Here is a 24,759-nt window from a genome sequence, read left to right on the forward strand (position 1 = left end):
CCCCGGCGGCCGAGCCCCCGCCGCCGGCCTCCCCGCACCTCCCCGACCCGGGCCGCCACCCGGGCCGGGGATTCCCCTTGCCACCCCGCCCCGCTGCCCGCTACCCCGCTCCGCCCTCCCCAGGCGCACCACCGCAGGAAGACCACCATGAACGACCAGCCCGCCCTGACCCGCCGGCGCTTGCTGCGCCACTCCGCGGCCACCTCGGTCGCCGTCCTCGCGGGGCCCACGGCCCTGAGCCTGCTGGCCGCCCCGCAGCGAGCCGCCGCGGCGCCCGCCGGGCCCGTCCAGGGCGCCGCCTTCGTGGACTCCTACGCGACCAACACGATGGCCGACCTCACCCCGGAGGGCAACGCGGCCGTGCGCATCCTCACCGGGATGAGCCGGATCTGGCACACCGGCACGGACTGGGACAACGGCTCGCCGCTGCGGGCCGACGTGCTGCGCGCCAACGTGCGCTACTGCGTGGAGGCCACCACCCGGCGCACCGCGGCGCAGGCCCGGGAGGCGTTCGTCTACGACCGCCAGCACCAGGGGTACGCCGTCATCGCCGGTCTCGGCCCGCTCGCCGACCTGTACCGGACGGGCGCCCGGGCCGTCACCTCGATCACCACCGCACCCGACTCCACTCCGCCCGCGAAGGTCGACGACGCCGTCCCGGCCGGCGCGCCCGCCGGCTCCGAGATCGGCCCCGGGGCCGTCGACTCGGAGCTGGGACAGGTGGTCACCCTGGTCAACACGCTGCGCGGACCGTACGCCTCGGGCAACCCGGCCAAGTACGCCTACCGCTACCCGCGCCCCTGGCGGCTGACCGAGGACAGCACGGTGGTCGCCACCGGCGCCACCGACGCCCTCGGATACCCGGTCTACGCCTCGGACGTCGTCGTCGCCCCGCAGCTGCTGCGCCAGCGCAGCACCTCCCCGGTCGACGACGGCGGCTTCGTGAGCGGTCACACCAACGCCTTCCACCTGTCCGCGCTGGCCCTCGCCTACGCGGTGCCCGAGCGGTTCCAGGAGCTGATCGCCCGGGCCTTCGAGCTCAGCCACACCCGGATCACCTCGGGCATGCACTCCCCGCTCGACGTCATCGGCGGCCGCACGCTCGCCACCGCGCTCGCCGCCGCCACCCTCGCCGATCCGCGCAACGCGGCCCTCAAGGCGGCCGCCCGGAACCAGGCGGCCGCCTACTTCCGCTCCAGGACGGGCAGCACGGCCGACACCCTGTACGCCTTCGCCCACCGGGCCACGCCGGACGAGGACCCGTACGCCGACCGCGCGGCCAACGCGGCGCAGGTCACGCCGCGGCTGACGTACGTCCTGCGCCGCAGCGGCCGGGACGTTCCGATGACCGTGCCCAAGGGCGCCGAGGTCCTGCTGGAGACCCGGCTGCCCTACCTCGACGCCGCCCAGCGCCGCGAGGTGCTGCGCACCACCGCGCTGCCCGCCGGCTACGTCCTGCTGGACGGCCCGGAGATGTGGGGCCGGCTCAACCTGTTCGCCGCGGCCGACGGCTACGGCTCCTTCGAGCGGGACGTGACGGTGGAGCTGAACGCCGCCGACGGCGGGTTCCACGCGGCCGACGCCTGGCGCAACGACATCGCCGGCCCGGGCGGCCTCACCAAGCGCGGCACCGGGACGCTGACCCTGACCGGCACCAACCGCTACACGGGCGCCACCGTGGTGGCGGACGGTGGCCTGGTGGCCGCCTCCCGCGACGCCCTCGGCCGCGGCGACGTCCAGGTCCGCGGCGGCACCCTGCGGGTGGACGCCGAGCGGGGAGCCGTCCGGGTGCACGGCGACCTCCTCCAGTCGGCCGGGACGCGGCTGGAGCTGGCACTCCACCACTGCCACTCGCCGGCGCTGACGGTCGGCGGCCGGGTGACGCTCAGTCAGGAAGTCGGGCTCGTCCTGCAACTGGCTGACACCGTCGAGCCGGCCGACGACCTGGTGCTGCCGGTTCTCAGGGGGCGTACGCTGCAGGGCGGGTTCGGCAGCGTCACCGTCGACGTGGACGGCTACGAGGCGACGCCGCAGTACACCCACGACGGCCTCTCGGTGCGACTGACCCGCTGCTGAACGGACCGTCCGTTGCCGGCTCCGAGGAGAAGACGCCCATGACCGTGGCCGCGACCAACTGGGCCGGGAACGTCAGGTTCCGGGCCGAGCGCTTCCACGAGCCCCGCTCCGTCGACGAGTTGCGGCGGATCGTCGCGGCAGGTCGGTCGGTGCGGGTGCTCGGGAGCGGGCACTCGTTCAACCCGATCGCGGACACCACGGGTGACCTGGTGTCCGTGGCCGGCCTGCCCCGCACGGTCGAGCCGGACGGGCGGGCCGGCACGGTCAGGGTGAGCGCCGGGACGCGGTACGGCGAGCTCGCCGCGGTGCTGGACCGGGCGGGGCTCGCGCTGCACAACCTCGGATCGCTGCCGCACATCTCGGTCGCGGGCGCCTGCGCCACCGCGACGCACGGCTCGGGGGACGCCAACGGCAACCTCGCCACGGCCGTCCGGGCCGTCGAACTGGTCACGGCGGACGGTGGCCTGGTGGCGATCGACCGGGGCGCCGCGGAGTTCCCCGGCGCCGTCGTGGCCCTGGGCGGCCTCGGCGTGGTCACCGGGCTGACCCTGGATGTGGTGCCGGCGTTCGAGGTCCGGCAGTGGGTCTACGAGGGCCTGCCGACGGCCGTGCTGCGGGAGCGGTTCGACGAGATCATGGCGGCCGCGTACAGCGTCAGCCTCTTCACCGGCTGGCGGACGGACCGGATCGACCAGGTCTGGCTCAAGCAGCGGGGAGGCGGCCCCGACGCCCCCGGGACGTGGCTCGGCGCGGTGCTCGCCGACGGCCCGCGCCACCCCGTGCCGGGGTGTGCGCCCGAACCCTGCACCGGGCAGCTGGGCGTGCCGGGGCGCTGGCACGACCGGCTCCCGCACTTCCGGCTCGACTTCACGCCCAGCAGCGGCGACGAGCTCCAGTCCGAGTACTTCGTGGCCCGCGCGGACGCCGTCGCCGCCTTCGACGCACTGGACGCCGTCCGGGAGCGGATCGCGCCCGCCCTGCAGATCAGCGAGATCCGTACGGTGGCGGCCGACGGGCTGTGGCTCAGCCCGGCCTTCCAACGCGACTGCGTGGCCTTCCACTTCACCTGGCACCCCGACGCGGCGGCCGTGGCGGAGGCCGTCGCCGCGGTCGAGGGGGCGCTGTCCGGTTTCGCCGCCCGGCCGCACTGGGGCAAGGTCTTCGCCATGACGCCCGAGGTGGTCCGGGAGTCCTACCCGCGCTGGGAGGACTTCCGCAGTCTGCTGGGCGAGTTCGATCCGGCGGGCACGTTCCGCAACGAGTTCGTGGCCCGCCACTTCGGCGCCGGGTAGCACCTGGGGGCATCCCGACTCCTTCCTCCGTTAGCGCTAACATTATCCTTGACTATTCAACTACACAGAGCTTGACTGGGGCACATCAAGTCCGCGCACATCGCCTCCAAGCGGAACAGTGCCGACGAGATCCCAGGACAGGAAACCCGAACTCCCATGCGGGAAGAGACCGATGCCGTCGTGACCACGCTCCACGCCACCATCGCCCTGGGCGAGGCGGTCCGCGGCGGCAGTGAGCGGGTCTACCGCAGACTCGTCGCCGCGCCGGGTGAGCCCCACCTCCTGCGGGACGATCTGACCGGCCACCGGCCGGAAGCGCCGGACTCCCTGCTGCGTTTCGTGCACATCACCGACTACCAGCTGGCCGACCCCGCCTCGCCGGGCCGCATCGACTTCGTCCAGCGGTTCGCCGACCGGCCGGAATGGGCCGGGATGGTGCCGGCGTACCGTCCGCAGGAGATCGTCTCCACCCACGCGTTCGAGGCGATGGCCCGCACCGTGGCCGGGCTGGCGGCGGACCCGGCGGCGCCCGTCCGCTTCGTGCTCACCACCGGGGACAACGCCGACGGCGCCCAGCTCAACGAACTGCGCGGTTTCCTGGCACTGATGAACGGCGGCGACACCGTCGACCCGACCTTCGGCGCCGCCGACAGCGGGGACAGCGCGGCGATCCCGTCGTACGCGATGTCCGGCGACTACTACAACCCGGAGCCGCGGTCGCGGGACCGCTACAAGCGCCGGTACGGCTTCCCCGACCGGCCGGGCCTGTTGGCGGCGGCGGCCGTTCCGCTTCCCGCGCAGGGCTTCGGCGTCGACTGGCTGGCCTGCTTCGGCAACCACGACTGCCTGGCCCAGGGGCGGGCACCCGTCACCCCCGAGTTCCAGGGCCTGCTCACCGGTGGCGAGCGGCCGGTCGCCGCACCTGCGGTGCTGCCCGGGAAGCCGGGCGACGCGTACCTGGCGGACCCCACGGTGCTGGCGGGCGGGTCGACGCGGTGGATCCGACCGCGGGCGGACCGGCGCCCGATCAGCAAGGCCGAGTACATCCGGGCACACCTGGACAGCCCGGGCACGCCCCGGGGGCACGGGTTCAGCGAGGCCGACCTCGCCGAGGGCCGGGGGTACTACTGCTACGACGAGATCCCCGGTGTGCGGGTGATCGTCCTCGACTCCACCAACCCGGCCGGCCACGTCACCGGCAGCATCGGGCGGCGTCAGCGGGACTGGCTGGAGCAGCGCCTGGTCGAGGTGCACTCCGGTCACCGGGACGCGGCCGGGGCCGAGGTGCGCACGGGCCACCAGGACCGGGTGGTCATCCTGGCCTCGCACCACGGGCTGGAGCTGTTCGACAACACCGTCGAGCGGCCGGACGAGGCTGCGCGGCCCGACGCGGACCTGCCCCGGGTGCTGGGCGAGGAGGTCGAGGCCCTGCTGCACCGCTTCGGCAACGTGGTGCTCTGGCTGGCCGGGCACCAGCACCTCAACTCGGTCACCCCGAAGGGGCGTCCCGGCGGTGGCGGCTTCTGGCACGTCATCACCTCGGGGCTGTGCGAGTGGCCGTCCCAGGCGCGTCTGCTCGAACTCCTCGTGGGTACGGACACCCTGGTGATCCGCTCCACGATGATCGACCACGCCGCGCCGCTCCGGCCGGGCGCCGACCTCGGCCTCTGGGACCTGGCCGCCGTCCACCGGGAGTTGAGCGCCAACGAGCCGAACAGGGTCGGCGGTCCGGACTCCGCGGGCACCGTTCGGGACCGGAACGTCGATCTCCTCGTCCCGATCGGCCCCGCCCTCGCCGCCGCCCTGCGGGCCGGCGTCGACGGCCGCTGATCAGCAGGTCTTCCTGCGGCGTGCCGCAGTCCTACGGCAAGCCCGACGTGAGTCGTCACGGCGCCCAGCCGTACCTGGCGGGCTGGCAGCGGCTGACGGCCGACCGGCACGTGCGGAGCAGGTGGAAGGCCACCCCCCGGCCACGGTCTACCGGGGAGGAGCTGCTCCGCCTGACTTCCCGACCCTTTTCAATGACGTCCACGCCGCCTACCAGAAAGCCCTGCGCCGGCGGATCAGCGGTGACCGGGCCCACGGCGATGCCGCTCGGGACGTCCTCAACGCCGGGTCAAGGGCGCTCACGAAGGTCGATCGGTCCGCAACGGAAGGGTGCCCCAGCCGACCGGTCGGCCGGGGCACCCCGGGGTGGATCGAGGGGCGGGTCAGCGCTGGAGGGTCAGCAGGCCCGGCCGCCAGGGCAGTTGGTCGTAGGGGCCGCCCGCACCGGGGTTCTTGCCCTGGTAGAGGAACTGGAGGTTGCAGGGGTCGATGGTCATGGTCTGGTCGGGGTTGTTGCGGACCAGGTCACCGTGGCTGATGTCGTTGGTCCAGGTGGCACCGCTGTTGGCCTTGCCCGCGAAGGGGTTGCCCTCGGTGGCGGCCTGCGGGGTCCACGAGCCGTTCAGGCTGGTGGCGGTGAAGGAGCGGAAGTAGCGCTGCTCGTTGGCGCCGCGGGCCTCGACGATCATGAGGTACTGGTTCCGGTCCTTGACCTTGTAGACCTGCGGGGCCTCGAAGAGGTTCTTCACGTCGTCGGTCATGACGGTGGTGTAGGAGGAGCCGAAGTTGCCCGGGAAGTTGCCGATCGGCATGCTCGCGCGGTAGATGCTGCCGTTGTCGCCGGCGAAGAACAGGTACATGTTCTGGCCGTCGGCGATCAGGGTCTGGTCGATCGGGCCGGTGCCGGAGCCCGGGACGCTGCCGGTGAACAGCGGCTGGGGTGCGGACCAGCCGTTGGGGTTGGTGGGGTCGTTCGACGTGCGGTAGACGAAGGGCCACTGGCCCCACTGGTAGGCCAGCACCCAGATGTTCTTCGGCGCGAAGTAGAACAGCGTGGGCGCCACCGCGTTCTGGTTCATCCCGGTCTGGGGGGCCGAGGCCATGTCCGACCAGTTGGTGAAGGGGGCGAAGGCCATCGAGCCGTACGAGGAGCCGTTCACGTTCGAGGCGTAGACCAGGTGCTTGCCGTTGTAGACGACGTTGGTGAAGTCCTTCACCGAGGCCCACCCGTTCGCAGGCTGGGCCAACGCGCCGCTCGAGGACCAGCGGTAGCTCGACGGCAGGGCGCAGCTGCCGCCACCGTTGCCGCCGCCCGGCGGGGTCGGTACGGAGGACAGGCCGGTCCACTTCTGGTTGGCGCCGCCGTTGCACGGCCAGATCTCCACCGCAGTGCCGTTGGCGGTGCCGGCGCCCGTGACGTCCAGGCACAGCCCGGACTCCGTGCCGACCACCGTGCCGTCGGAGTTGACCTGCCACTGCTGGTTGGTGCCGCCGCTGCAGCTCCAGATCTGTACCCGGGTGCCGGCCGCGGTGGCGTGGCCCGGCACGTCCAGGCACTTGTCGCCGTAGACCGTCAGCTGGTTGCCGGACGTCGACGTCCACTGCTGGTTCGCGCCGTTGGAGCAGTCGTAGATCTGGAGGGAGGCGCCGTCGCTCTGGGCGGCGTTCTGCACATCGAGGCACCGGCCGGAACCCGAACCGCGCAGGGCGCCGCTGGTGGCGGCCTGGGCCGTGGTGGTGGCGCCGAGCATGGCCGCGAGGGCCGCCACGGTCGCGAGCAGGGCGGTGAGCACCGTGGGCAGCTGCCCACGGCTGGACGTTCGTTGACGCATGGGGAACTCCTTCAAGACCGGGTGGAGTCGTCGGATGGCGTTGTGAGCGCTCACACGAGGCGCCCGCCGGGGCGCCTCGTGCCCCGCGGCTCAGCTCAACCGAAGTTCCAGTGCTGGTTGGTGCCACCGTTGGAGTCCCAGACCTGGACGGGAGTGCCGTTGCCGGTCTGACCGCCGGGGATCTCCAGGGCCTTGCCGCTGGCGACGTTGGTCAGGGTGTAGGAGCCGTCGTCGTTCCGGGCGGCCCGCCAGTGCTGGTTTGCGGCGCCGCTGGCGTCCCAGACCTGCGTCCGCGTCCCGTTGCTCAGCTGGTTGTTCGGCTCGTCCAGGGCCCTGCCGCTGGCGACGTTGGTGAGCGTGTAGGAGCCGTCGTCGTTCTGATCGGCCCGCCAGCGCTGGTTGGCGGCGCCGCCGCCGTCCCAGACCTGGAGTTGGGTGCCGTTGCCGTTCTGCCCCGAGGGCTCGTCGAGGACCCGGCCGGCCGCCGCGTCGGTGAGGGTGTAGACGGCGCCGGAGGTGATGCCCCCACTCGGCGTGCCGCCGCCCCCGCCGCCCCCGCCGGAGGAGGCGCCCACCGTGATGTTGGAGCTGCCACTGCTCTGGTAGCCCTCGGTGGCCAGGACCTCGTAGTTCATGGTGCCGAGGTTCATGCCGGACCTGGACCACGCGTCGAAGTGGTTCCCGACGGTGATGGTTCCGCCGGTGCGCCCGCCCCTACGGACGCTCCAGTACTGGTTGAAGGTCCTGATGCCCTCGATCGAGGGGGCGTTGTACCGCGTCGTCTCGTAGATGTCGTAGGTGCCGCCGTCACTGGTGACGGTGCCCTTGTACGAGCCGGTGGGCCGGTAGGAGCCGTAGTTGTCGACGATGTAGTACTCGACGAGCGGGTTGGTGCTCCAGCCGTAGAGCGACAGGTAGGCGTTGCCGTTGGTGCTCCAGGTGCCCGAGTAGCTCACCGGGTTGCGCGAGCCGGTGCTCCAGCCCTTGCCGGCGACGAAGTTGCCGGCGTTGGACCAGGAGGTGCCGTAGTTGCCGCCGCCGTTCAGCGACATCGATACCGCGCCGCTGCCCTCGGTCCAGAACGAGTAGAAGTAGCCGCCGTCGCTGCCGGTCTGATTCGTGGTCACGGTCGCGGCGTCGGCGGTGCCGGGCAAGATCAGGACGACCGCGAGGGCCGGTGCGAGGACGTGCGCCTTGCCGACGAGCCGCCGGAGGCGGCCGGCCTTGCGGCTCTTGGGGTGGGAGGAGTTCACGGGGGTGGTCCATCCTGCCGATGGGTGGGGGTGGGGGTGCGACCCTGCGCCACCGAGGGCCGCGAGCGGACGGGTGGGCCGAACGAAGCCTCATGGCGGCGCAGGGGTGCGATACTCCGCCAACATCACTCCGCCCGGAATGAGTTGACGTCATGTGGCCCGGATCCGGATCCGGGCCACGGCCGTTCGCACGTGTCGACGGCGACAGTGTTGGTCTGGACTCGACAAGGTGTCAACTGTTGCGGCAGAAAGAGCGAAAGTGTCGGCTGTGGCCCGGTCTCACCTCTTCCCGGAAAAGCACCAGGTCAGCCGTGCGACGGCCGATGCGGCCGGCAGGGTCCCGCCGATCTCGCGCAAGGGAAGGCTGTAAGTTTCAAGAGCGGATCTTACGAAAGTTTCGGGAACGCGGGCGGCGCCGCGGCGGCGCGCTGCGGTGTGGGTGGAGGCGGGGCTGGTCGCTCACAGGACGACTTCCCGAGCCGAGAGTGCCGCACCGTCAGCCGACGACCGGTGAGGTCGGCAGCACTCGACCCGTGATCATCCCGTCGAACCGCCGGGACTCGTCGGGGACCGCCGTGACCGTCGGGGTACGTGGACCGGCAACGGGCCGACGAGCACGGCTCCCCGGGGGCTACCGGGCCCGGGCCGGCCGGGTGGCCCGGATGAGCCAGAGCGTCGCGGCCAGGCAGAGCGCGGAGACCGCCCCGAGCACCAGGGGCACCGAGCGGACTCCCACCGATTCGATGGCCCTGCCGAGGGCCGGCCCGGCGACGACCCCGCCCAGCATCGAGGCCGCGATCACCAGGGCCCCGGCCCGGCGGGCCCGCGGCGCGGCGCGGTTGAGCCAGGGCAGCCCGGTGGGGAAGATCGGTGCGATGAACAGGCCGACCCCCGCGTAGGCGTACGGGGCGATGTCCGGTACGGCAGCGAGCAGCAGGCAGGCCGTCATCCCCGCGCAGGACACCGTGATGATCGCCTCGGCGGAGAACCGGAGGCTGATCGGGGCCACCAGGAAGCGTCCGACGGTCATCATCAGCCAGTAGACGGAGGTGGCGGTTGCGGCGAGCCCGGCGCCGTAGCCGACGGTCTCCAGGTGGGTGGGCTCCCAGCCGCCGACCCCCGCCTCGATTCCGACGTGCAGGACGTACAGGGCGACGAAGACGGCCAGCACCGAGCCCAGGCTCCGGCCGAGGGCGCTCCCGGTGGCCTCGGCCGGGCCGCTGCCGCCGGGGGCCCGCCCGCCGGGCCCGTCCCGCACGCCGCGCAGGCACAGCAGCAGCGGCAGGTCGGCCGCCGCGAAGACCAGGAAGAGCGCGGGGTAGTGCTCGGCGCCGACCGCGCCCACGAGGGCGGGGCCGAGGATGGCGCCGATGCCGAAGTGGGCGTTGAGGACGTTCAGCATCGCCGTCGAGCGGCGGCCGAAGCCGATGGCGAAGAGCTGGTTGAGGCCGTAGTCGATGCCGCCGAATCCGAGGCCGGCGAGCAGTGCCATCGCCAGGGCGGCCGACCAGTCGGGGGAGAGGGCGAAACCCGCCGCGCCGACCGCCATCAGCAGGTAGGAGACGCCGAGCAACCGGCGGTTGCCGATGCGCCCGAACAGCCGGTCGAAGAGCAGGACACCGACCACCCCGCCGACGAAGTGGGCGCTGAGGCCCAGTCCGGCGGCTGCGGGGGAGAGCTGGAAGTCGTCCCGGAACGCGGGGATCGCCGGCCCGTACAGCGCCTGGAGCGCTCCGATGAGCACGAAGCCGACACAGGACGCGACCGTCGCCGCCGGGCTGAACATCCGGACGTCGGGGGCGGCGGAGGCCGCAGCGACGAGCCGGGCGGTCGGTTGGTCGGGCACGGGCTCTCCAGCGGGCGGGCCGAGGTTGATTGACGGCGGATCAGGACGCGCCTTCAGCGGGCCTGTTAACGCTCTCATCGTCGTCGCCGGTGATGCAAGGGGATAGTGAAGGGGGTTGCGAACGGCCCGAGCGGGGCGGGACGGGCGGTGGCGCGGTCAGCCCGAGGCCCGGACGACCAGCTGGGTGGGGAGCACCACCGATTCGCCGTGCGCCGGGTTGCGCAGCAGCAACTCCAGGGCACGGGAGCCGAGCTCCTCCACCGGTTGGCGGACCGTGGTCAGCCCCGGGCGGCACCGCGCCGCGACGGGGGCGTCGTCGAAGCCGATCAGAGCCACGTCCTCGGGCACCCGCAGGCCGCGCCGCCGCAGGGCCCGGAGGGCTCCTGCGGCCATCTGGTCGGAGGCGGCGAACACCGCGTCCAGCTCGGGGCGCTGGTCCAGCAGCCACTGCATCGCGTGCTCACCGGAGGCGCTGGTGAAGTCGCCGTACGCCACGGCGGGGCGGCAGGCGAGCACCGCGGCCATCGCCTGGTGGTAGCCGGCCAGCCGGTCCGCGCCGGCGGTGGTGTCCGGTGGTCCGGCGATGGTGGCCACCGAGCGGCGCCCGGACGCGCACAGCCGCCGCACCGCCTCCCTGGCGCCGGTCAGGTTGTCCGCGTCCACGAACGCCACCGTGCCCGGCTCCGGTGGCCGGCCCAGCGACACCACGGGGACCCTGGCCGCGTCCAGCAGCCGGATGAGCGCGGTGTCACCCCAGGGGCCGACCAGCAGCACGCCGTCGACGTGGCCGCCGCACAGGTAGCGCACCAGGGGTGGCCGCCGGGAGCGCCGGGGCACCGTGAAGACGGCCAACTCCCGTTCCACGCCCGGCAGAGAGCGCCGCAGCCCGGCCAGCAGCCGCACCGGGAAGGCGTCCGCGTGGTACTGCAGCGGATCGGCGAATACCACGACGGCCACCACGCCGGTCCCGCGGGTGCTGGGCGCCCGGCGGCGGACGTACGACAGCTCGCGCGCCGCCCGTTCCACCCGGGCCGCCACCTCGGTGGAGACCCGGGCGGAACGATTCAGCACTCGCGAGGCGGAGGCGATGGAGACACCGGCCCGACGGGCGACCTCGGCCAAGGTCGGAGCAGGGTCGGTGCCGGGGAAGGGCTGGGACATGGGGGCCGTCCTGGATCGATGCTCGATACGGGAACTGCACCCCGAACTCAGAATGCGCCGCGAACTCCTCGCGCGCCGCTCCACCCACCGCTGTCAGCTTCGTCGGTCGCGGGACCGGCGTCAAGGGATCCGACGCGTTCACAGACCCAGGTCAGGCAGCGTGCCCCGGCGGATCACCTCCGCGTACCAGCGGGCGCTGTCCTTGGCGATCCGCTCCTGGGTGTCGTAGTCCACGTAGTACAGGCCGAACCGCTTGCCGTAGCCGTACGCCCACTCGAAGTTGTCCATCAGCGACCAGAGGAAGTAGCCCCGCACGTCCACCCCGGCGGCGATCGCCCGCCGGACGGCGTCGAGGTGTCCGCGGAGGTAGTCGATGCGCTGCGGGTCGTGCACCGCACCCTCCGGCGTCACCCGGTCGTCGAAGGCGGCACCGTTCTCGGTGACCATCAGCGGCAGCCCGGGGTGTTCGCGGTGGAGACGCAGCAGCAGCTCGGTCAGGCCGGTCGGGTCGATCGGCCAGCCCATGGCGGTGCGCTCGCCGGGCGCGCGGTGGAAGAGCACGTCCGCGCAGCCGGGGAAGGGGGACTGGGCGCCGTCGCCGTGGCCCGCCTCGCTCGCGGCCGCGGCGCCCGGGGCCGATCCGTCCGGCAGAGCCGAAGTTACCGTGGGGTTGTAGTAGTTGACACCCAGCAGGTCGATCGGCCGGGCGATGGTGTCGAGGTCGCCGTCGTGGATCAGCGCCGACCAGTCGACCAGGTGCGCCGTGTCGACGAGCAGGTCGACGGGGTAGGCGCCGTTCAGCATCGGCCCGGTGAAGACCCGGTTGCCCACCGCGTCGATCCGGCGGGCGGCCTCGCGGTCGGCGGCGGACTCGGTGAGCGGCCGCACCGCGTGGAGGTTGAGCGACACGGCGATCCGAGCCTTCCGGGGCAGCGTCGCGCGCAGCGCCTCGACCGCGCGGCCGTGGCCGAGGTTGAGGTGGTGGGCCGCGCGCAGGGCGGCCGTCCAGTCGGCCCGGCCCGGGGCGTGCACCCCGGAGCCGTAGCCGAGGAAGGCCGAGCACCAGGGTTCGTTGAGGGTGGTCCAGATGCCCACCCGGTCGCCGAGCGCGTCGGCCACCAGTGCGGCGTAGTCCGCGAACCGCTCCGCGGTGTTGCGGTTCGGCCAACCCCCGACATCCTCCAAGTCCTGGGGGAGGTCCCAGTGGTAGAGCGTGACCGCGGGCTCGATGCCGTGCTCCAGCAGCTCGTCCACCAGCCGCCGGTAGAAGTCCAGGCCCCGTTCGACGGCCGGCCCGCGTCCGGTCGGCTGCACCCGGGGCCAGGACACCGAGAACCGGTAGGCACCCAGGCCCAGTTCGCTCATCAGCCGGACGTCCTGGTGGTAGCGGTGGTAGTGCTCGGTGGCGCGGTCGCCGGTGTCGCCGCCGGCCGTCCGCCCCGGGGTGCGGCTGAAGGTGTCCCAGATCGAGGGGGTGCGGCCGTCCACGTCGACGGCCCCCTCGATCTGGTAGGCGGCCGTCGCGGCTCCCCAGAGGAAGCCGGCGGGGAAGGCCGGGGCGGCGGTGGCGGCCGGGGTGGGCTCGGTCCGTGGGGGAGTCATGGCTGGATGTCTCCTGTTCCGATGAGGAGGATTGACGGTCCGTCAGGCTCCGTCGGTTTCTGATCGATCTGATGGAACGTCAGTTCTTGACGGCGCCAGCGGTGATCCCGCCGACGACCTGCCTGCCCAGCAGGGCGAACACCAGCAGCAGCGGTGCCGTCCCGAGCAGCGAGCCGGTGAGGATGACGGCCTGGTCGGAGTCGTACGAGCCGCCACCGAGGCCGGCCAGCGCCACCTGGACGGTGGGATTGCTCTGGCTCAGCGCGATCATCGGCCAGAAGAAGTCGTTCCAGGACTGCACGAAGACCAGCATGCCGAGCACGGCCATGCCGGGCCGGGCGATCGGCAGCACCACGCTCCACAGGATTCGCAGGCTGCTGGCGCCGTCCATCCGGGCCGCCTCGACCAGGTCGATCGGCAGCGCCTCGGCCAGGAACTGCCGCATGAAGAACACCCCGAACGCGGCGACCAGATTGGGCAGGATCACCGACTGGAGCTGGTCGGTCCAGTGCAGCTTCGCCATGATCTGGTACAGCGGGATGACGCTCAGTTGGGCGGGCACGGTCATGGTCGCCACCACCAGGCTCAGCAGGGCGTTGCGACCCCGGAACGGCAGTTTGGCGAAGGCGAAGCCGGCCAGGGTCGCGAACAGCACCGTGCTGGCGGTCACGCAGCCGGCCACCACCGTCGAGTTGAGCAGCGCCCGGCCCATGTGGACCTGGTTCCAGGCGATGTCGAGGTTGTGCCACAGGTTGCTGCCGGGCAGCAGTGGCGGCGGGGTCCGGGCTATCCGGCCGCCGGAGGTCGAGGCGCCGACCACGGTCCAGTACAGCGGGAACAGGGACAGCACGGCGACGACGATCAGCACCGCATAGGTGAACGGTCCGGCCCCGGTGAGGCCCCGTGCTCCCGAGCGTCGTCCGGGCTTGACGGTCATCGGTGATCAACTCCCGTTCCGGGTACGGCGGATGCGAACCAGAAGGAGGTTGAGCGCGCCCACGGCCAGCAGGATCAGCAGCATCGTCCAGGCCACGGCGGCGGCCCGGCCGAGGTGGAAGGCGTACCAGCCCTGGTCGTACAGGTACAGCCCGAGGGTCTGGTACTGGTGGGCCGAGCCGCCGCTGTGGCCGGTCGCGCCGCCGCCGAACAGCAGTGGTTCGCCGAAGAGTTGGGTGGCCCCGATGCTGGAGACCACGACGGTGAACAGGATGGTGGGCCGGATGGACGGCACCGTGACGTGCCGGAACTGCTGCCACCGGTTGGCGCCGTCGAGCGCCGCCGCCTCGTAAAGGTCGTGCGGGACGGCCTGCATGGCGGCGAGGTAGATCAGGGCGTTGTAGCCGGTCCAGCGCCAGGTGACGATCGTGGAGACGGCGATCTGGGAGCTCCAGGTGCCGCCCTCCCAGTCGACGGGGCCCAGGCCCAGGTGGCCCAGCAGCCAGTTGATCATCCCGTAGTCCCGCCCGAACAGCAGCGTGAACACCAGGGTCGCCGCCGCGATCGAGGTCGCGTAGGGCGCGAGCATCGCGATCCGGAAGAAACCCCGGCCGCGCAGGCGGTAGTTGAGCAGGTGCGCCAGGCCGAGGGCCATCAGCAGCTGGGGCACGGTGGACAGCACGCCGATGGTGACGGTGTTGCGCAGGGCGTTGCGGAACAGGTCGTCGTGGAACAGCCGGGTGTAGTTGTCGAAGCCGCGCCACTGCATCTGGTCGGAGGTCTGGAGGTCCACGCTGTGCAGCGACACCCAGCCGGTGTAGATCAGCGGGAACAGGCCGAACGCCACGAAGCAGACGAAGAACGGCGCGACGTACAGGTACGGCGAGGCCTTGAGGTCCCAGCGGTAGAGACGGGTGCGCCAGGGGCGGGGCGGCGGGGGAGCGGTGCGGCGCGGGCCGGGGGCGGTGCCCGGGACGGCCTCGTCGAGCATGATGGCGGTGTCCTCTCCGGAGAACGGGCCCGTCCCGGCCGGTTGGCTGGGACGGGCGGACGTAGGGCGGGGCCTGGACGGGCCCCGGTCGGTCGCTAGTCGCTGACCTTGTCGTCGATCTCCTTGACCGCGTTGCTCCACGCCTTGGCAGGGTCGCTCTGGTGCTGCTCGATGCTGAGCAGGGCGCCGTTGGTGAGGGTGTCCTTGACCAGGCCGTCCCACTCGCCGATCACGGTCGGCTTGATGGACTGCGCGGTGGCGGCGTAGAGCTGGCCGGTGGGGGTGTCGCCGAAGAAGTCGAGCTTGGCGTTCTGCACCTCCGGCTGGGCCAGTGCCTTGACGTTGGAGGGCAGGTTGCCGACCTTGGTGAAGACCTTGGCCTGCTGCTCGGGCGCGGTGAGCCAGGCGGCGAGCGCCACGGCCTCCTTCTGGTGCTTGCCGGCCTTCGGAACGGAGAGGAAGGAGCCGCCCCAGTTGCCGGCGGCCGGGGCGGTGGCGATGTCCCACTTGCCCTTGTTGGCGGGCCCGGACTTGTCGGAGACGATGGCCGTCATCCAGGACGGGCAGGCCACCGTGGCGAACTTGGAGTTGGCGAAGGCCTGGTACCAGGGGGTGTCGAACTGCTTGAGGCCGGCGCTGATCCCGGCCTCGATCGCGCCGGTCGACAGGGTCCAGGCGGTCTTGACGGTGGGGTTGTCCTTGTAGTTCAGCTTCCCGCTGCTGTCGACGTACTGCGTGGTGCTGGAGGACACCACGGCGTTGAACAGGCCGCCGGCGGAGTCGGTGAAGAAGGTGCCGGCGGGTGCCTTGGCCTGGTACTGCTTGCCGGTCTCGACGAACTTGGCCCAGTCGCCCTGCCACAGCTTGGCCACCTGCTCGCGGTCGGTGGGCAGCCCGGCCTGCTGGAAGAGGTCCTTGCGGTAGCAGATCGCCATCGGGCCGATGTCGCTGCCCAGCCCGATGGTGCGGCCGTCCGAGGTGGTGGCCTGCTGCGACTTCCACGGCAGGAAGGCGCCCTTGTCGACCCCGTCGGCCTTGCCGAGGTCGACGAACTTGGCCGACTGCTTCTTGACGACCTGGGCGATCCGACCGACCTCGACCGCCTGGATGTCGTCCAGGCCGCTGCCGGAGGCGAGGTGGGTCTGCAGGGAGGGGTAGTAGTCGGTCTCCTGCTGGACGGTGTGCTCCACGATCGTGATGTCGGGGTGCTCTTTCATGTACGCGTCGAAGAGGCCGGCCTCCTTGTAGCCGAAGGTGCCGTAGTCGCCGACGGTCAGGGTGATCTTGCCGCCTGGGGCCGCGCCGGTGGCGGATCCGGAGCTGTCGCAGCCGGCGACCAGCAGGGCGCACAGGGCTGCGGTCGCGGCGATAGGCAGCGGTCCGCGTGTCCTGCGCGTGCCGCGGGCGATGGGTGCGGTGCGGGCGTTGCGTCCGGGGAGGGGGGCGGTGGCTCTGCCGCCGTGGGTGGTGCCGGGGTTCCGCATGGCCGAATCTCCTTGTCCAGGCTGGTCCATGGCTGCGGCGCGCGACTGGCGGCCGAAGGTGCTCGGAAACTGGGTGGAGCATGAGTGGGAGCGCTCCCACTACGATGTGGGAAGATTGCTTCGCCGCGCAAGGCGTGTCAAGGGCGTGCAACGGCTCCGTTACCGGACCGTGTCGTCCGGCCGCACTGGCCGCGGTTGCCGTACCCGCCGCCGTCCACCGTCCGTCCGGGAGATCGATCATGAACCGAGCCGCGCAGCAGCAGCCCGCTGCCCGCCCCACCCTGGAGGCGGTGGCAGCGCGGGCCGGGGTGGGCCGGGGCACGGTGTCCCGAGTCGTCAACGGCTCGCCCAAGGTGAGCGCCAAGGCCCGTGCGGCGGTCGAGCAGGCCATCGAGGAGCTCGGCTACGTGCCCAATCAGGCGGCCCGCTCCCTGGTCACCTCCCGGACCGACGCGATCGCGCTGGTCATTCCGGAGAACGTCGCCAAACTGAGCTCGGAACCCTACTTCTCCGACATCATCACCGGCGTTTCGGCCGAACTCGCCCATTCCGACCTGCAGTTGCTGCTGGTGCTGGTGCGGGACGAACGCGAGCGGGAGCGGCTGACCCGCTACCTCACCGCCCGCCGGGTGGACGGCGTGCTGCTGGTCTCGGTGCACCAGGACGATCCGCTCCCCGAGCTGCTGGAACGGCTCGAACTGCCCGCCGTGCTCGGCGGCCGCCGCTCGGCGCAGGAGCCGCTGAGCTACGTGCACGCCGACAACGCGGGCGGCGCGCGCGTGGCCGTCCGGCACCTGTTGGCGAGGGGCCGGACGGCCGTCGCGACCATCACCGGGCCGCTCGACATGGAGGGCGCCGCGGCGCGCCTGGCCGGGTACCGCCAGGCGCTCGCCGAGGCAGGGATGCCGGCCGACGAGGGGCTCGTCGCCCACGGGGACTTCACCGAGCGCGGCGGGCGTGAGGGCATGCGGGAACTGCTCGCCCGCCGGCCCGGCCTGGATGCGGTGTTCTGCGCCTCGGACCTGACGGCGGCGGGCGCGCTGCAGGCGCTGCGGGAGGTGGGCCGACGGGTGCCGCAGGACGTCGCGGTGATCGGCTTCGACGACTCCGTGGTGGCGCGGCACACCGAGCCGCCGCTCACCAGCGTGCGCCAACCGACCGAGGAGATGGGAAAGTTGATGGTCCAGTTGCTACTTGAGGAGATCGCCCAGCCGGGCCGGTTCCGGCGGCAGACGGTGCTGCCGACGGAACTGGTGGTGCGGGAGTCGGCCTGAACCCCGCCTGAACCCCGCCTGAACCCCGTCAGACCCCGCTCGGACCCCGGCCCGACCAGGGTCAGAGCGGGGTCCGAGCGGGGTCCGAGCGGGGTCCGAGTGGAGTCCGGCCGGGCTTCGAGCACGGCCCTACCCGCCGGCCCTAGCCGCCGGCCAGGTGGGCGCGGTAGCCCGCGCCGAAGGCCGTCGGGGTGCCGTCGTAGGAGCTGATCAGCGCGGGCCCGCTGCCGCAGTCCCAGGTGTTCCAGGCCCAGGCGAGGTAGGAGACGCCGTGCTGGTCCAGCCAGGGCAGCAGGGTATCCAGGTAGCCGTGCGCGCAGTCGCTCTCGCCCAGTTCGCCGGTCACCACGGGGACGCGGGTCGCCAGCGGGCCGAGCTGGGCGTCCCAGCAGGAACTGGTGCTGCAGGCGTTGAAGTTGTACGAGTGCCACGAGGCGGCCAGGTTGTGCAGCGGATCGGCCGGCTGGTACGCGGCCCACTGGGTGAGGTCGTTGGCGTACTCCAGGCCGCCCAGCAGCAGGACGTTGTCCGCGCCGGTCGAACGCACCGCGTCGACCATCGCCTGCATCCCGGCGACCCGGAAGCCGATACCGGGGCAGCTCCCGCCGTCCCGCCAGCAGGCCCAGCCGCTGGCATCGCTCCCGGTGGCGCGGGACGGGTAGGGCTCGTTGAACAGGTCGAAGACGGTGGCGTCGTCGCCCTTGAAGGCCTGCGCCACCGAGGTCCAGAACGGGAGCGCCCCGGCGGCGTCCGGCATGGGCTTCTGGCAGGTGGCGTTGGCGTCGGAGCAGCCGGCGGACGGTCCGGTGTACGCCCCGTCGGTCCAGTGCAGGTCCAGGACGGCCACCAGGCCGTTGCGGTGCAGCAGGTCGACGTAGCCGCGCACCGCGCTGATGTAGGCCGCACCGGCGTAGGCGGGGTCGACGTTGGAGTGGCCCAGCCAGCAGTCCTCGTTGAGCGGAACGCGGACGGCGTTGATCCGCCAGGACTTCATCGCGGTGACGGAGGCCTGGTCGACCGGGCCGTCGAAGAGGCCGTGGCCCTGGACGCACATGAACTCGGCCCCGGAGCGGTTCACCCCGTGCAGGGTGATCGGGGTGCCGTCGGCCTTCGCCAGCGTGTTGCCCGAGACGTGCACGGCGGGGGCGGGCCCGCTCGGCGGCGTCGGGCTCGGACTCGGGGACGAGCTCGGTGATGAGCTCGGTGACGGGCTCGACTGCGGCCCGCAGGGGGTGCCGTTGACGGTGAAGGCGGTGGGGGCGGTGTTGGCGCCGCTGTAGGAGAAGTCGGCGCTGGTGGTGTAGGTGGCGCCGGGGTTGATGGTGGCGGCGTAGTCGGGGCCGGTGACGGTGACGGCGTGTCCGGTCTGGGTCCAGGTGCCGTTCCAGCCGTTCTGGAGGGTCTGGTTGCCGGAGTAGGTGTAGCCGAGGGTCCAGCCGTTGATGGGGGCGGTGCCGGTGTCGGTGATGGTGAGGTTGGCGGTGAAGCCGCTGCCCCAGTCGTTGCCGACGGCGTAGCTCACGCCGCAGGACGGACCGGTGGCCGCCGTGGGGGCGGCCGAGGCGGTGAGCGGCAGGACCGCCAGGGCGGCGCACCCGGCGGTGGCGGCCGCGAGAGCCGCCATGCGGGGGCGGAGGGAGCGGGGGCGGGGTGAGAGCGGGCGGGGAGGTGCGGTGCGGGGCATGCCGAGCTCCTCGGGGGGTGGGGGCCGGGGCCGCCGGCGCGGCCCCGGCCGGGTGAGGTCAGCTCGCGGTGCAGGTCAGCGACGGGGCGGTGTTGCCGCCCGAGTAGGTCGCCTGGAAGCCGAAGCTGGTGGTGGCGTTCGGCGCCAGCGCGCCGTTGTAGCCCTGGCTGGCGGCCGTCACGGCGGCGCCGCTCTGGGCGGTGGTGGCGTTCCAGCTGTTGGTGATCTGCTGGTTGCCGCCCCAACTCCAGGTGATCGTCCAGGACTTGGTGGCCGTGGTGCCGGTGTTGGCGACGGTCACGTTGGCCGTGAAGCCGCTGCCCCAGTCATTGGCGACCGCGTAGGTGGCGGAGCAGCCGCTGCTGCCCCCGCCGCCCGGCGCCGCGGCCGTGGTGGCGGTCACCGCGGCGGAGGCGGGGGAGGCGTTCCCGGCCGCGTCCTGCGCGGTGACGGTGTACTGGTAGGCGGTGGCGGGGGAGAGCCCGGAGTCGGTGTAGCTCGTGCCGGTCACGGTCGCGACCTTGGTCCCGTTCCGGTACACCGAGTAACCGGTCACGCCGGCCGGGTCGGTGGAGGCGGTCCAGCTGAGTGCGACGCTGGTGCTGGTGGTGCCGGTGACGGTCAGTGCGCCCGGCGCGGTCGGGCCGCTGGGGGTTCCGCCGGAGCCGTCGAACGCGGGATAGGCGTTCCGGACCAGCTGCCGGAACTGGGCCGGGTACCACTGGCCCGCCGGAATGTTGGCGTCGGGCATGGAGTCGGTGGGGTAGGTGTTGCCGTTCCCGTCGGTCTGCGTGCCGTTCGGGTCGCAGTGCGGGTCGCCGTGGGGGTGGGTGGCGGACGGGTAGTCGCCGTCCGACTCACCCGGCGGCTTGACCCACAGGAACGCGATGATCGGGCTGCCCGCGCCGTACGGCAGGGCCTGCGGGCGGGCCCCGATGCCGGCGCCGACGATGTTGCACCAGTCGCCGCGGAAGGGCTTCTTGTCGACCTTGTTGGCCGCGACGTACGCGTCCACCGTGGTGGGGCTGGAGTCGAGCGCGGTGGGCCGGGCCGGGCCGCCCCAGCCGTTGCGCGAGGTGTCGACCAGCATGCCGACGGTGCTCGGGAACCCGTTGGCCACCAGGGTGGAGTGCATCGCGGTGGCGAAGTGGTACTCGTCGAACACCGGGTTGTACTGGTAGAAGTTCGCCGATTTGAGCGGCTGCCCGCCGACCGTGAGGTCCGGGTTGCTGAGGAAGGGCTCGTTGAGCGGCGTGGTGTTGGCGGTGTCGCTGACGAAGCCGTCGATGCTGGCGAACCCGGCGGTGGTGGCCTGGGCGACCTTGGCGTACTCCTTGCCCGCCGGGACCATGTTCGTGGACCAGCCGAGCCAGCCCGCGTGGCCGATGTCCAGGTAGTCGTACACGTTGGGGATCGCGTGCAGCTTGTTGAGCGTGTACTCGATGCCCGTCTCGTAGTACGGGGTGGCGGTGGCGCAGGCCGGCTTGGACTGGTTGGTCACCGCGTTGGGCAGCGAGTCCGGCTCGATGATGGCCGCGACCCGGAGCCCGGCGTACTTCGGGTTGGCCAGGACGGCCGCGATCGGGTCGATGTACTGCGTCTTGTACGTGGCCAACCCGGCATCGGTGGCCGGGAGTTCGCCGTTGGAGGCGATGGCGGCGCAGTCCCGGCCGGGCAGGTCGTAGATGACGACCTGGAAGACGACCGGCGTGCCCCCCTGCTGCTGCTGGGCGAGCGCGTGGTCCAGGTGGGCCTGGAGGCCGAGGCGGCCGCCGTCCCCGGCGATCGCGCCGATGTGGTCCATCCAGACGGCGGTGGGGTTGGCGGCGACCTGGGTTTCGAGCGGGCCCAGGTCGCTGCCGTCGGCGGTGGCCTGGGCCTTGACCTCGGCGGTGTAGTCGGGGTTGAGGTAGCCGGTCGCACCGGCGAACGGGTTGGTGACGTGCTCGGCGGCCGCGGGGACGGGGGCGGCCTGGGCGGGGGCGGCGGCTCCGATGCTCGGCAACAGGCCGGTGGCGCCGAGCAGCGTGGCGGCTGCTGCCGTGCGCAGGCGACGCAGGACGGTGTGGGACACGTCCGGGTCCTTTCGGATGGGTGGGTTCCTGACGGGGATCGCTGAGATCGGGTGGGAACGCGCCCAGTCGGGGCGCGGCGATCCCGTTCACATGAAGCCAGGGCATGAGAAACGCCGTCAATAGGTGCGGGAGCGCTCCCACACGCCCGCTGTAAGTTACAGCGCGCCGGGCCGGGCGGCCCGCTGCCCGGGGCCGGGACTCCGCGCTGGTCGCCGCCGGTGCGCCGCCCCGGCGGGTCCGCCGGCCGGTGCCGCCGGGCCCCGGGGCCGCTTCCCAAGCCGGGTACGCCACCCCACCATGACGCCACACCTCCGTCCACCGTGCACCCATCCGCGCGGCGGAACCCCACCCCTCTGGAGGACGTGCGATGCGAGGCAGAACCCTTCGGGCCGGGGGCAACCGGCTCACCATCACCGCGACGGCGACCGCGCTCGCGCTGGTCGGCGCGGCGGGCGGCACCCTCGCGGTGCCCACCGCCACGGCGGCCACCGGTCTGTCCTGCGGCGTGAGCTACGCCGTCGGCAACGACTGGGGCAGCGGCTTCACCGCCAACCTCACCATCACCGACACCGGCACCGCCCCCATCAACGGCTGGACCCTCGGCTACACCTACTCCGGCAACCAGACCCTCCAGAACGGCTGGAACGGCACCTGGACCCAGACCGGACACGCCGTCACCGTCACCGGCCCCGACTACGCCGCCACCATCAACCCCGGCGCCACCTACACCACCAGCGCCAACTTCTCCTACAGCGGCGCCAACACCGCCCCCACCGCCTTCACCGTCAACGGCACCCCCTGCCGCGGCGCGAACCAGCCCCCGACCGTCTCGCTCACCTCCCCGGCCGCCGGGCAGACCTTCACCCCGGGCTCCACCGTGAAGCTGGCCGCCACGGCGGCCGACGCGGACGGCACCGTCGCGAAGGTCGACTTCTACGCCTCGACCGGGGCGGGCAACAACACCCTGATCGGCAGCGCCACCACCGCGCCCTACACCGTCGACTGGGCGAACGTGGCGGCGGGTGACTACTCGGTCACCGCCGTCGCCACCGACGACGCCGGCGCCACCACGACCTCCGCTCCGGTCGCGATCAAGGTGGCCGGTCCGAGCGTCCTGGTCAGCCCGGCCACGCTCGCCGTCCAGCAGGGGAGCACCGGCACCTTCACCGTCGCGCTCTCCCAGGCGCCGACCGCCGACACCAAGGTGACGGTGGCGCGTTCGGGCAGCGACACGGACCTCGGCGTCACGTCCGGGGCCGCTCTCACCTTCACCCCCGGCAACTGGAACGTCCCGCAGACCGTCACCGTCGCGGCCGGTACCGACAGCAGCCAGGTCGGCGGCACCGCCACCTTCACCGCCACCGCGGCCGGCTTCGGCTCCGCCGCCGTCACGGTGACCGAGGCGGCGAAGACCTCGGGCTACGACCAGTACTTCCTGGACCTCTACAGCAAGATGAAGAATCCGGCGAACGGGTACTTCAGTCCCCAGGGCATCCCGTACCACTCGGTGGAGACCCTGATCGTGGAGGCCCCCGACTACGGCCACGAGACCACCTCCGAGACCTACAGCTACTGGTTGTGGCTGGAAGCCGACTACGGGCGGGTCACCGGCGACTGGACGCCCTTCAACAACGCCTGGACCAGTCTGGAGACCAACCTGATCCCCAGCCACACCCAGCAGCCCGGCCAGAGCACCTACAACCCGTCCAAGCCCGCCACCTACGGCCCCGAGAAGGCCCAACCCGACCAGTACCCGATCAAGTTGAACAGCAGCGCGCCGGTCGGCACCGACCCGCTCTCCGGCGAGCTGAAGAGCACCTACGGCACCCCGGACGTGTACGCCCCGGCCTGGCTGCTGGACACCGACAACAAGTACGGCTTCGGCCAGTGCGAGGACGGCACCAGCAAGCCCAGCCTGATCAACACCTTCCAGCGCGGCCCGGAGGAGTCGGTCTGGGAGACCGTGCCGCAGCCCGACTGCGACGTGTTCAAGTACGGCAGCAGCGGCTCCGGCTTCCTCAGCCTGTACAACGACGGCGGCGGCAACTACAGCAAGCAGTACAAGTTCACCGACGCGCCCGACGCCGACGCCCGACTGGTCCAGGCCGCCTACTGGGCGGAGCAGTTCGCCAAGTCGCAGGGCAAGAGCGCGGCCGTCACCGCGACCCTCGCCAAGGCCGCCAAACTCGGCGACTACCTGCGCTACTCGCTCTACGACAAGTACTTCAAGCAGGCGGGCAACTGCCTCGGCGCCACCACCTGCCCGGGCGGCAGCTCCAAGGCGAACGAGCAGCTCGGTCTGCTCACCTGGTACTTCGCCTGGGGCGGGGCGGCCGACGGCACCTGGTCCTGGCGGATCTCCGGTTCCGCCGCCCACCAGGGCTACCAGAACCCGATGGCCGCCTGGGTGCTCGCCAACGACCCGGGCCTGAAGCCGCTCTCGCCGAGCGGTGCCACCGACTGGGCGGGCAGCCTGGACAAGCAGCTCCAGTTCTTCCAGTGGCTGCAGTCCACCGAGGGCGGAATCGCCGGCGGCGCCACCAACAGCTGGGGCGGCAACTACGGCGACGACGCCGCCCCGCCGGCCGGCGACCCGACCTTCTACGGCCTGTACTACGACTGGCAGCCCGAGTACCACGACCCGGCCTCCAACCAGTGGTTCGGGTTCCAGACCTGGTCGATGGAGCGGTTCGCCGAGTACTACTACGCCACCGGCGACACCCGGGCGAAGGCCATCCTGGACAAGTGGGTCCCGTGGGCGATGTCGGTCTCCAAGGCCGACCCGTCCACCGGCACCCTGACCACGCCCGACAAGCTCACCTGGACCGGCGCGCCCGACACCTGGAGCGCCACCAGCCCCGGCGGCAACGCGGGCCTGCACGTCGCCGCGAGCGGCACCGCCACCGACGTCGGCGTGGCCGGCTCGCTCGCCAAGACCCTCGCGTACTACGCGGCCAAGTCCGGCGACAGCGGTGCCCGGAAGTTCGCCCAGTCCATCCTGGACACCCTGCACGCCAAGTACACCGACGGCCTGGGCTACTCGGCCGCCGAGACCCGCACCGACTACAGCCGCTTCACCCAGGCGTACTCGCCCACCACCCACGCGGGCCTGTACGTGCCGTCCGGCTGGACCGGCACCTATCCGGACGGCACGAAGATCAGCTCGGCCAGCAACACCTTCCTGTCCATCCGGCCCTGGTACACCAGCGACCCGCAGTGGTCCAAGGTGCAGAGCTACCTCGACGGCGGCGCCGCGCCGAGCTTCAACTACCACCGGTTCTGGGCCGAGGCGGACATCGCCACCGCCTTCGACACCTTCGCCCAGCTGTTCCCGACGGTGAACCCGGGCAGCTGAGCCCCGGCCCCCGACAGGGCCGGCCCCCGGGGCCCGGGGCCGCCCCGGGCCGGGGGGCGGCGCGCGGGCCC

The 24,759-nt window shown here is 72.2% G+C and carries 15 protein-coding genes; 5 read left to right on the top strand and 10 right to left on the bottom strand.

What is annotated here, in order from left to right:
• The first annotated feature begins 147 nt into the window (after positions 1 to 147).
• From ACFWIS_RS13525 to ACFWIS_RS13535, 3 genes are all read left to right on the top strand, one after another.
• Positions 148 to 2,076, top strand: a complete 1,929-nt coding sequence (locus tag ACFWIS_RS13525) for a phosphatase PAP2 family protein (RefSeq protein ID WP_380453591.1) — start codon at positions 148 to 150, stop codon at positions 2,074 to 2,076.
• A gap of 38 nt (positions 2,077 to 2,114) precedes the next feature.
• Positions 2,115 to 3,368, top strand: coding sequence for an FAD-binding protein (locus ACFWIS_RS13530; protein ID WP_380453593.1), 1,254 nt, complete (start codon positions 2,115 to 2,117; stop codon positions 3,366 to 3,368).
• A 180-nt stretch (positions 3,369 to 3,548) separates the two neighbouring features.
• Positions 3,549 to 5,198 (top strand): hypothetical protein, encoded by a 1,650-nt coding sequence (locus tag ACFWIS_RS13535; RefSeq protein ID WP_380453595.1) that lies wholly within the window; start codon positions 3,549 to 3,551, stop codon positions 5,196 to 5,198.
• Between the two features lie 380 nt (positions 5,199 to 5,578).
• On the opposite strand, the gene ACFWIS_RS13540 is transcribed toward ACFWIS_RS13535, so the two are convergent.
• The 8 genes from ACFWIS_RS13540 to ACFWIS_RS13575 form a co-directional block, all read right to left on the bottom strand.
• Entirely contained in the window at positions 5,579 to 7,027 is a 1,449-nt protein-coding gene (locus tag ACFWIS_RS13540) for a non-reducing end alpha-L-arabinofuranosidase family hydrolase (protein WP_380453597.1), read from the bottom strand.
• A gap of 95 nt (positions 7,028 to 7,122) precedes the next feature.
• Positions 7,123 to 8,280 (bottom strand): glycoside hydrolase family 11 protein, encoded by a 1,158-nt coding sequence (locus tag ACFWIS_RS13545; protein WP_380453600.1) that lies wholly within the window; start codon positions 8,278 to 8,280, stop codon positions 7,123 to 7,125.
• Between the two features lie 631 nt (positions 8,281 to 8,911).
• Positions 8,912 to 10,066 carry an MFS transporter gene (locus ACFWIS_RS13550; RefSeq protein ID WP_380453628.1) on the bottom strand — a complete coding sequence of 385 codons (1,155 nt, stop codon included), beginning with the start codon at positions 10,064 to 10,066 and terminating at the stop codon, positions 8,912 to 8,914.
• 216 nt (positions 10,067 to 10,282) lie between these two features.
• Entirely contained in the window at positions 10,283 to 11,287 is a 1,005-nt protein-coding gene (locus tag ACFWIS_RS13555; RefSeq protein ID WP_380453602.1) for a LacI family DNA-binding transcriptional regulator, read from the bottom strand.
• 138 nt (positions 11,288 to 11,425) lie between these two features.
• On the bottom strand, positions 11,426 to 12,889 hold the full coding sequence (locus ACFWIS_RS13560) for a glycoside hydrolase family 1 protein (RefSeq protein WP_380453605.1): 1,464 nt from the start codon (positions 12,887 to 12,889) through the stop codon (positions 11,426 to 11,428).
• Between the two features lie 79 nt (positions 12,890 to 12,968).
• Positions 12,969 to 13,826, bottom strand: a complete 858-nt coding sequence (locus tag ACFWIS_RS13565) for a carbohydrate ABC transporter permease (RefSeq protein WP_380453607.1) — start codon at positions 13,824 to 13,826, stop codon at positions 12,969 to 12,971.
• Positions 13,827 to 13,832: 6 nt separating this feature from the next.
• Positions 13,833 to 14,816 carry a carbohydrate ABC transporter permease gene (locus tag ACFWIS_RS13570; protein ID WP_380453609.1) on the bottom strand — a complete coding sequence of 328 codons (984 nt, stop codon included), beginning with the start codon at positions 14,814 to 14,816 and terminating at the stop codon, positions 13,833 to 13,835.
• 95 nt (positions 14,817 to 14,911) lie between these two features.
• Positions 14,912 to 16,300, bottom strand: coding sequence for an extracellular solute-binding protein (locus tag ACFWIS_RS13575; RefSeq protein WP_380453611.1), 1,389 nt, complete (start codon positions 16,298 to 16,300; stop codon positions 14,912 to 14,914).
• A 239-nt stretch (positions 16,301 to 16,539) separates the two neighbouring features.
• Here ACFWIS_RS13575 and ACFWIS_RS13580 point away from each other — a divergent pair, with 239 nt between their 5' ends.
• A complete protein-coding gene (locus ACFWIS_RS13580) occupies positions 16,540 to 17,574 on the top strand; it encodes a LacI family DNA-binding transcriptional regulator (RefSeq protein ID WP_380453614.1) in 1,035 nt (344 codons plus the stop codon).
• A 142-nt stretch (positions 17,575 to 17,716) separates the two neighbouring features.
• Here ACFWIS_RS13580 and ACFWIS_RS13585 read toward each other — a convergent pair whose 3' ends face one another.
• Positions 17,717 to 19,258 carry a cellulase family glycosylhydrolase gene (locus ACFWIS_RS13585; RefSeq protein ID WP_380453616.1) on the bottom strand — a complete coding sequence of 514 codons (1,542 nt, stop codon included), beginning with the start codon at positions 19,256 to 19,258 and terminating at the stop codon, positions 17,717 to 17,719.
• Between the two features lie 58 nt (positions 19,259 to 19,316).
• Positions 19,317 to 21,332: a glycoside hydrolase family 6 protein gene (locus ACFWIS_RS13590; RefSeq protein WP_380453619.1), complete on the bottom strand. Its 2,016-nt coding sequence runs from the start codon at positions 21,330 to 21,332 to the stop codon at positions 19,317 to 19,319.
• A 368-nt stretch (positions 21,333 to 21,700) separates the two neighbouring features.
• Between ACFWIS_RS13590 and ACFWIS_RS13595 the strand changes: the two genes are divergently transcribed.
• Positions 21,701 to 24,688: a glycoside hydrolase family 48 protein gene (locus ACFWIS_RS13595; RefSeq protein WP_380453621.1), complete on the top strand. Its 2,988-nt coding sequence runs from the start codon at positions 21,701 to 21,703 to the stop codon at positions 24,686 to 24,688.
• Positions 24,689 to 24,759: the final 71 nt, after the last annotated feature.

This window comes from Kitasatospora sp. NPDC127060 (assembly GCF_042724935.1).
In the GTDB taxonomy this organism is placed as follows: Bacteria; Actinomycetota; Actinomycetes; order Streptomycetales; family Streptomycetaceae; genus Kitasatospora.

What these genes read in the sequence shown, in the direction of transcription:
- ACFWIS_RS13525 (WP_380453591.1), top strand. Translation starts at nt 148, where the DNA reads ATGAACGACCAGCCCGCCCTGACCCGCCGGCGCTTGCTGCGCCACTCC.
- ACFWIS_RS13530 (WP_380453593.1), top strand. Translation starts at nt 2,115, where the DNA reads ATGACCGTGGCCGCGACCAACTGGGCCGGGAACGTCAGGTTCCGGGCC.
- ACFWIS_RS13540 (WP_380453597.1), bottom strand. Translation starts at nt 7,027, where the DNA reads ATGCGTCAACGAACGTCCAGCCGTGGGCAGCTGCCCACGGTGCTCACC.
- ACFWIS_RS13550 (WP_380453628.1), bottom strand. Translation starts at nt 10,066, where the DNA reads ATGTTCAGCCCGGCGGCGACGGTCGCGTCCTGTGTCGGCTTCGTGCTC.
- ACFWIS_RS13555 (WP_380453602.1), bottom strand. Translation starts at nt 11,287, where the DNA reads ATGTCCCAGCCCTTCCCCGGCACCGACCCTGCTCCGACCTTGGCCGAG.
- ACFWIS_RS13560 (WP_380453605.1), bottom strand. Translation starts at nt 12,889, where the DNA reads ATGACTCCCCCACGGACCGAGCCCACCCCGGCCGCCACCGCCGCCCCG.
- ACFWIS_RS13565 (WP_380453607.1), bottom strand. Translation starts at nt 13,826, where the DNA reads ATGACCGTCAAGCCCGGACGACGCTCGGGAGCACGGGGCCTCACCGGG.
- ACFWIS_RS13570 (WP_380453609.1), bottom strand. Translation starts at nt 14,816, where the DNA reads ATGCTCGACGAGGCCGTCCCGGGCACCGCCCCCGGCCCGCGCCGCACC.
- ACFWIS_RS13575 (WP_380453611.1), bottom strand. Translation starts at nt 16,300, where the DNA reads ATGCGGAACCCCGGCACCACCCACGGCGGCAGAGCCACCGCCCCCCTC.
- ACFWIS_RS13580 (WP_380453614.1), top strand. Translation starts at nt 16,540, where the DNA reads ATGAACCGAGCCGCGCAGCAGCAGCCCGCTGCCCGCCCCACCCTGGAG.
- ACFWIS_RS13585 (WP_380453616.1), bottom strand. Translation starts at nt 19,258, where the DNA reads ATGCCCCGCACCGCACCTCCCCGCCCGCTCTCACCCCGCCCCCGCTCC.
- ACFWIS_RS13595 (WP_380453621.1), top strand. Translation starts at nt 21,701, where the DNA reads ATGCGAGGCAGAACCCTTCGGGCCGGGGGCAACCGGCTCACCATCACC.